Source organism: Streptomyces sp. NPDC090106, assembly GCF_044747265.1.
GTDB lineage: Bacteria > Actinomycetota > Actinomycetes > Streptomycetales > Streptomycetaceae > Streptomyces.
In genome coordinates this window covers 1-1,713 of sequence record NZ_JBIVDS010000048.1, presented here as the reverse complement: position 1 = coordinate 1,713, position 1,713 = coordinate 1, and the positions used below count along the sequence as shown (strand labels likewise).

The 1,713-nt window shown below is 72.2% G+C and carries 1 protein-coding gene; it reads left to right on the top strand.

Annotation, left to right across the window (positions count from 1 at the left end):
• Positions 1 to 18: 18 nt before the first annotated feature.
• Positions 19 to 1,713, top strand: a 1,695-nt coding sequence (locus ACIPSE_RS47230) for a CHAT domain-containing protein (RefSeq protein ID WP_401676392.1), incomplete at its 3' end; no start/stop codon positions are given.

The following is a 1,713-nucleotide window of genomic DNA, read 5'->3' as shown; positions in this document are numbered from 1 at the left end:
CCGCGGGGCCAGCACGATCTGGACTATGAGGCCGAGGAGATGGCCATCCTGAAGGCCGCCGGGGGAACGAGTCTTGACCTCGTGGTCGAGGACTCCGGTGATCCCGAGCAGCTGAAGCAGCGTCTGTCCGAACTGGGCGGGATGCCGGTGGTTCATCTGTCCTGTCACGGCCTGCACAACTGGCGCGAGAAGGAGGACGGGCCTGCCACGCCTGTCCTGCTGCTGGAGAACGATCTCGGCGAGGGACAGCCGACGACCGCACGCGATCTGGTGCGGCTGCTGACCCTGCCGCCGCGGCTGGCGTTCGTGTCGGCATGCCTGACAGCCACCGGCGCCGACGTGAGCGGGCATGTTCCTGCCGGTGCCGGACGCCGCGGGACTGCGGCAGCCGATGCCGGGGTGGCGGTGGCGCACTCGATGGCCACCGAGCTGGTGGCCGCCGGGATTCCCGCGGTCATCGGCTGGGACGGCTCTGTCAGTGACCAGGCCGCCACCCGCTTCGCCGAACGCCTCTACCAGCAGCTCAGTGGCCGCGCGGAGGTTCCCCTCGCCGTCGCCGAAGCCCGCCGCGACCTGCTGGCCTGTCCTGACGCGTACGAGCGCGCCGACTGGCACCTGGCCCGTCTGTGGCTGGGGCCGGGCGGGGGCGGGCCGCTGGTGGCGGGGATCCGTAAACGGCAGATGGTGCCCTCCGACCATGCGACCCGCAGGTTCCTGGACCGCAAGAGCCGGCTTCCGGTCGCACGGGCGGAGATGTTCGTGGGCCGCCGCCCCGAGATGCAGCTCACGCTGCGGGCCCTGCGCGCCGGGCACAAGGGCGGGGTCCTGCTGCACGGGCAGGGCCGGCTGGGCAAGTCGAGCCTGGCCGCCCGGATCGCCGACCGCCACCCCCACCGGGACGTCGCCGTCGTCTTCGGCGACTACAGCCCGGCCGCGATCCTGGACGCCATCGCCGACGCCGTCACCGCCCACCCCGAAGCCCGTGACCTCATCGACGCCGGCCGTGCCGAGGTCCGCGACCAGCCCGACCGTCTCCGGCCGCTGCTGACCAGCCTGCTGACCGGACCCTGCGCCCAGGAACTCGACACGGTCCGCAAACCGCTCCTGCTGATCATCGACGATCTCGAGCAGATCCTCACCGACAACCCCGACGGCCCGCACCGCCTCGATCCCGCCCACGCCGGGGTACTCGCCGACGTCCTCTCCGCGTTCGACCCGTCCCGGACCGACAGCCGCCTGCTGGTCACCAGCCGCTACACCTTCACCCTCGACGGCCTGGAAACACGCCTGGAACCCGTCCAGCTCCAGCCCCTCTCACCGGCCGCCCGGCTCAAACTCCAACGCCGCCACCACGCCCTCGCCCCCGCCGACCACCTCACCCAGCGCGCCGACCTCGCCCGCCGCGCCCTGGCCGTCAGCCGCGGCAACCCGGGACTGCAGGACCTCATCGGCCTGCGCCTGGTCTACAGCGACCACATCGACCAGACACGTGCCGACGCGGCCGTCACCGCCATGGAGACCTACCTCGAGCAGGGCAAGCTCCCCGAAGACAACGCCGACATCAGCGACTTCCTGGCGAACCTGGCTCTCGACGCGCTCCTGGACCAGGCCGGGCCCGCCCACCAGGCACTGCTGCGGGCCTGCACCCTGTTCACCCTCCCCGTCCCCCACCCCGTCATCGACACCCTCGCCGACGCCGTCGGCGGATCAGCC